Genomic DNA, 5,447 nt, shown 5'->3' on the forward strand with positions numbered 1-5,447 from the left:
CCGACCGTTCCAGTCGTCGTACTGGACCACCACCATGCGGTTGATCATGGTGACCAACGGCAGGCTGGGCACAGACACCGCGTTGTCGAAGGCGTACTTGACCGGGTACGGCGCCCCGGCCACGTCGACTGACCGCACCGCCCGCACCTGCCCCTGCTGCACGAACCGCTTCTTGTACTCGGCGGCCGCCGAGCGCACCGCCCTCAGCCGCTCGCCCCGCGGCCACACGTCGTGGACGCCGTCGAATTCGGGGATCGGCCGCGCGCCGATCTGCTCGAGCATGGGCCCGGACACCTGGTCCGAACGCGGTGGATCTTCGCGCAGCATCGTTCGCTCCTCCTCGCCGATGGGGTGGCCGCCCGGGGGGGCGCCGGTCGTTCCCGCGGTCGACATCAGCATCCGGTGTCCGGCGGCGGGAAACTTGTGTCAGGGCGACAGGTTGGTGGTCCGTCTCAGCTCCCCGGGGGACATACCGAACCACCGGCGCGCCGCGTGGCTGAGCGTGGCCTGCTCGGCGAAACCGACCAGGTCGGCGATCTGGGTGAAGGACAGGTCGCTGGTCGTGATGAACCGGTGCGCGCGATCCCGACGCAGGTCGTCGACGACCCGGCCGTAGGTGGTGTCGACGGCGGCGAGGCGACGTTGCAGCGTCCGCGGGTGGAGCAGGAGCGCCCTGGCCACCTCGGCGAGCGTGGGGACGCGGCCGGGAAGGCGCTCCCCCACGAGGCGGCGCACCTGGTGAGCCACCGAGTCCGACGGGTCGGAGTACGAGCCCGTCAGGTAATCGAGGGCCGCGCGACGGAGATCCTCATCCGCGGAGGCGAACGTGGCATCCAACATCCGACGGTCGACGCACAGCGCGGCCGCGGGCCGGTCGAACTTCACGTCGACGCCGAAGAAGCCCAGATACCGGCCGACCGGCGAGAGTGGTCCGTGCGGCACCTCCACCGACCGCAACCCGGTGGACTGCCCGACCAGATGCACGGCCACCCGGTAGAACACCCCCAGCCCCAACTCAGCGGCCTGCGGCGAGTACGGCGACTCGGTCAGCTCCTTACGGTAGGTCAGGGCATTCACGCCGCGCCGGCCCCACGGGTCGTCGGCGACCTCGATCCTCAGCGCGGGGCTGTGCACGAACATGAACCGAGCCGCGCACTCCAGCGCCTCCGCGGGGGTCTGCGACGATCCGATCGCGCGCGCGATGGGGCCGAGAATCGTCACGTCCTGCCGTTCGGCCAGCCGCAGACCGAGGTCCGGGCAGCGCAGGTGGGCTGCCGCCACATCGAGCATCCGGTCGTGGTCGGTGATCGACAGCAGCCCGTCCTCGTCCGCCAACGTCTCTGGCTCGATGCCGAACCGCGCGAGCAGCCGATCCGGATCCCCGCCGAGTTCGGTGACGAGCTCAGCGAACCCGCGCAGGCTCGCGGCGCGGATCAACGGCTGCATCGACGTCGCCTGTCCTTTCGCGTGCGGAGTGCCGGCGAGAAGCCGCGGCCGGGTACGTCTCCGCGGAGCCACACGTGGTTCGACCATCCTCGCTCCACCTCGCCCCGCCGTCCGGCCCTACCCGCCGCCCCTGACCTCGATCAGCTCCCACTGCCTCACCGGACCGGGGGCGTGGGCGCGGCACATCGTGAAGATCGGCTCCGAGTAGGTCTCCCGCAGCCACACCTCGACCGGACCGCGCGGGCCCTCGAGCGTCACCTCGACGTGCTCGTCCCGTTCGACCACGCGCACCGGGGCGAAGGCGTCGATGCCGTCGTCGGGCACCACCGCGCGGGCATGATGCTGGGCGCTCTGCACGGCCGCCGAATGACTACTGCGTCCACGCAGGTACCGATCGTCGACCCGCCCCTCGGTGTAGCGGGTGACGATGTCGGCCGGATTCTCCGCCTGGTCGACGCGGCCGTAGAAGAGTCCGTGCGGCAGGACGAGCATCGTCGCGGCGAAGCGGTCGCCGCCCAGGTGAGAACACTCCCAGGTCGCCTCCGGATACCGCTCGGCGATCCGCGCCGCGGCGCTGCGCCCCCGCACCGCGCAGCACTGATCGTGCTTGCCGTGCGCGCACACGGCGACCAGCGGCTCCGCTGACGGGGCGCCGGCGGAACCGTCGAGGGGGATCTCGGCGTACCCGACCGGGCCGTCGACCTCGCCCCACCGCAGCGACTCATGCCCGGGCCGGGCGTCGGCGAGCGCCCACCGCCAGCGTTGATCCTCTGTATGACGACGACGACCCGGCCTGCGGATCGCGGCAACCCGGACCTCAGCCTCCTGGGCACGCCCGGCGATCTCGCGACCCAGCTCGGGCGGAAGGAGTGACGGCGAGTCGAGCAACGCCGAATACCCCCACGGGCCGGACAGCTCGACCATCAGCCACCGCAACCCCCGGGAGCCCGACCCGTCCAGGGGATCGCCGCGGCGCAACGACGAGTCACTGCACGGTTCCCAGTCCGCAGGCCTGCTCACAGCGCCACCACCACGCCCTCCCGCAGCAACCGCCGGAGAACCACCAGGCCGTCGTCGGCATCGAGGCCGGGCAGCGAACCGGCACTCACGGGAGCGCCCTCAAGGACAGCGCGCAGGGCGGAAGCGCATACCGCCGGGAACGTCACCAACTTGGTGGGCAGCCTCAACACCACCGTGCCGGGATTGGCGGCGACGGAGTCGGCGTCGGCGTCGGAGTCGGTGCAGTCCACCCGTGCATGGAGCCCCTCGCGCAGCCTCAGCTGAGTGTCGGCGTCGAGGGACGCGACGGCGTCGAGGGTGGCCAGCGGGCGGATCGCGGCGGGGCGCGTGAGGTCGAGGTACTTCTCGGCGAGCGCGTCGCCGGCGAGAGCGCTGAGCTGCTCCTGCTTCTCGGCGATCAACCGGGCCAGTACGTCGAGGACCTCGCGGGCGTGGGGCTCGGCGCTCGCGGCATCGGCCGGGGCGAGCCCGAACGGCAACGACGCCCGCAGCTCCTCCTCCGAGGACAGTGCCTCGATCATCGCTGTGGCGACGTCGTGCCCGGTCAGCGGGGCCACGCCCACCGTCAGGTGGATAGAGGTATCGCCCTGCGCCTCGGCGGAGTGGACCCAGCCGCGCGGCAGGTAGAGGCAGTCCCCCGGCTCGAGCACGGTGTCGATGACCGGCTCGTCCTTCGCCCGTTCGGCGATCGCCTCGCGGTGATCGGTCCACGGCTGGTCCGCGAGCGGATAGTGGTGGACGGGCTCGTGCACCCGCCACCGCTTGGTGCCGGACACCTGGAGCACAAAGACGTCGTGGACGTCGTAGTGCGGATCGAACCCGCGATTCGCGGGCGGGGTGATGTACGCGTTGGTCTGCACCGGGTGGCCGATGTCCGAGGTCATGCCCCGGACGAAGTCGATGATGGGCGGCCAGAACCGGTGCAGTCCCTGCAGCACGAGCGTCGCCCCGGCGGCGTACTGCGTGAGCACGCCGTCGGGGTCGAGCTGATCGGCGATCTGCGCCCCGAACCCCGCGGAGCGGGTGAAGCACGCCCGGTCGACGAGCGTGCCCTCCCGCGCCATGCGCACGAACGGCGTGCGCACCCCGCGTTCGGCGATGATCTCGTCGACCATCGCGGGCGAGAGCAGGTCGGAGTAGTCGCGTGGCAGCTCGGCCGCCCGGGTCAGCAGGGGCCGCTGCCCCCACACCCGAGCCGCGAACTCATCCGAGCCGCACGCGACGCACCGATGAAGCGCCCGCAATTACTGCGTGCCGTCAGCGCCGCCGTCGGCGCCATCCGGGTTCGAACCGCCGTCGGCCAGCCCTTCGCCGGAGTCGGCGGATCCATCAGCGCCACCGTCGTGACCATCCGGGTTCGAGCCGCCGTCAGCGAGGCCTTCGCCCTCACCCTTCATGTGGTGGGCGGAACCGTCGGCCCCGCCGTCGTGACCATCCGGGTTGGAGCCGCCGTCAGCAACTCCCTCGCCTGACGCTGGGGTGGTGGTCATGTCATCGTCGCTAATAGCCATCTGCGATCCTCTCGTCGGTGCAGGCGCTGACCTGCACGGATTCATGCGGTGTCGCCACGTGCCCGGACTGGCCCGGACACGATGGGGCTTGCCGTTCCCACTATGCCACCGGATGGACATGGGGCACGACCGGTCGGAAACCGGCGCCGGCGCGCCCCCGAAACCCGGCCGCGATGAGAACCGGCGGCGCCACTACTACCTCCCGCGGTTCGCCTTGCGGTAGCTGAACACGGAGCCGATGATCCCGGCGACCGCCCCGACCATCCCGCCGACCACAGCTCCCTGTGCCGCACCCCCGAGCAGACCATCCCCCGGTGTCACCGTGACCGAGGGGAAGGGCAGGAGTGGTTGACCCGCGAACACGGTGTAGGTCATCGCGGCGAACGTCAGGGCGATGAGCGCGCACACCGCGACCATGGTGACCAGCGTCGACCTGGCCCCGGCCTCCTCGGCGAGGGCATTGAGGTGGACTCCCCGCCGCCGCGCGTACCACTGGGTCGCCGCCGCGGGCAGGATCGTGAGCACGAGGAGAACTGTCGGCACCAGGATTAGGCCAAACGCCGCGGACACGACGGCCCCTGCGAGCCCCGCGTACAGACCGATAGTGAGACCGAACGAACTCGCCTCCATGAACACGGTGCGCTCCCGCTCGTCCCCGTACGCCGGGCTGTCGAGATTCATCACCCGGTCCGACAACCTGTCGAACACGCTGTTTCGCTGATTCATCGGGACTCCTCTTCCAGAGTGAAAAGCTCTTCGACCGACCGCTCCAGGGCCCGCGCGATACGAATCGCCAGGTACACCGACGGCGAATAATCGCCCCGCTCGACCGCGATGATCGTCTGCCTGCTGACACCCACCGCCTCGGCGAGCTCGGCCTGGGTGACCCGCTGGACCTTGCGGCACTCCCGGACCGGGTTCGATCCGGCCGCATCGGACTCTCGGACTGCCATGACGCAATGTTAATCAGACTTGACTTTTAATGTCAAGAGTAGTTGACCTTGTCGCCGGCGGCGGCTCCCCCGGTTCAGGTGCCGACGTTGTCGTCGTCGTGCCCCTAGCCGGACTTGAGACCCGCGGCCGTCACCCTCGCGCGGCCTGGACCGCAAGTAACACGGACCGGCAGCGGGATGGCGCCCGCATACTGGGTGATCAAGGTCTGCGTGATCGAGGTCTGCGTGATCGGGGTCTGCGTGATCGGGCTCCTCACTGTGTCCACTATCGCCGAGACGGGAAAGAAGGCCCTGCCGACATGATCCCCACGCCGGGTGACGCCGCCGCTCTGCGCGTGGCCGTCGAGCCGACCCGCGACCCCCACCTCGTCGCCGCGGTGGAGGGCGCGGGCGGCTCGGTGTTGTCGCTCGACGAGGCGCGGGTCCTGGTGTGGATCGGCGGCCCCGAGGGGTTCCCGACCCTGCCGGAGCGCGTCGAGTGGGTGGCGCTCAGCAGCGCGGGCATCGAGCACTTCGT

Annotated in this window: 7 protein-coding genes and 2 pseudogenes; 2 read left to right on the forward strand and 7 right to left on the reverse strand. The window is 70.6% G+C overall.

From position 1 onward, the window contains the following. From G6028_RS08465 to G6028_RS08495, 7 genes and pseudogenes are all read right to left on the reverse strand, one after another. Positions 1–327, reverse strand: a pseudogene (locus G6028_RS08465) (MBL fold metallo-hydrolase); the annotation flags it as partial. A 99-nt stretch (positions 328–426) separates the two neighbouring features. Beyond that, positions 427–1,446, reverse strand: coding sequence for an AraC family transcriptional regulator (locus G6028_RS08470; RefSeq protein ID WP_182658623.1), 1,020 nt, complete (start codon positions 1,444–1,446; stop codon positions 427–429). A gap of 117 nt (positions 1,447–1,563) precedes the next feature. Further along, the gene (locus G6028_RS08475) at positions 1,564–2,370 is read right to left on the reverse strand and encodes a sucrase ferredoxin (RefSeq protein WP_241730639.1); all 807 of its coding nucleotides are present in this window, start codon (positions 2,368–2,370) and stop codon (positions 1,564–1,566) included. Positions 2,371–2,462: 92 nt separating this feature from the next. Then, complete coding sequence (locus G6028_RS08480; RefSeq protein WP_182658624.1) at positions 2,463–3,710, reverse strand: cupin domain-containing protein; 1,248 nt, start codon at positions 3,708–3,710, stop codon at positions 2,463–2,465. Then, on the reverse strand, positions 3,711–3,977 hold the full coding sequence (locus tag G6028_RS08485) for a BatC protein (RefSeq protein WP_182658625.1): 267 nt from the start codon (positions 3,975–3,977) through the stop codon (positions 3,711–3,713). 195 nt (positions 3,978–4,172) lie between these two features. Next, on the reverse strand, positions 4,173–4,703 hold the full coding sequence (locus G6028_RS08490) for a hypothetical protein (RefSeq protein ID WP_182658626.1): 531 nt from the start codon (positions 4,701–4,703) through the stop codon (positions 4,173–4,175). Further along, positions 4,700–4,930, reverse strand: a complete 231-nt coding sequence (locus tag G6028_RS08495; RefSeq protein WP_182658627.1) for a helix-turn-helix transcriptional regulator — start codon at positions 4,928–4,930, stop codon at positions 4,700–4,702. Before G6028_RS08495 ends, G6028_RS08490 begins: the two co-directional genes overlap by 4 nt. Before the next feature lie 177 nt (positions 4,931–5,107). Here G6028_RS08495 and G6028_RS17905 point away from each other — a divergent pair, with 177 nt between their 5' ends. Further along, positions 5,108–5,233, forward strand: a complete 126-nt coding sequence (locus tag G6028_RS17905; protein WP_277817588.1) for a hypothetical protein — start codon at positions 5,108–5,110, stop codon at positions 5,231–5,233. Further along, a pseudogene (locus G6028_RS08500) lies at positions 5,230–5,447 on the forward strand (hypothetical protein); the annotation flags it as partial. The gene G6028_RS17905 and the pseudogene G6028_RS08500, both read left to right, overlap by 4 nt.

This window comes from Dietzia cercidiphylli (assembly GCF_014145145.1).
GTDB classification, from domain to species: domain Bacteria; phylum Actinomycetota; class Actinomycetes; order Mycobacteriales; family Mycobacteriaceae; genus Dietzia; species Dietzia natronolimnaea.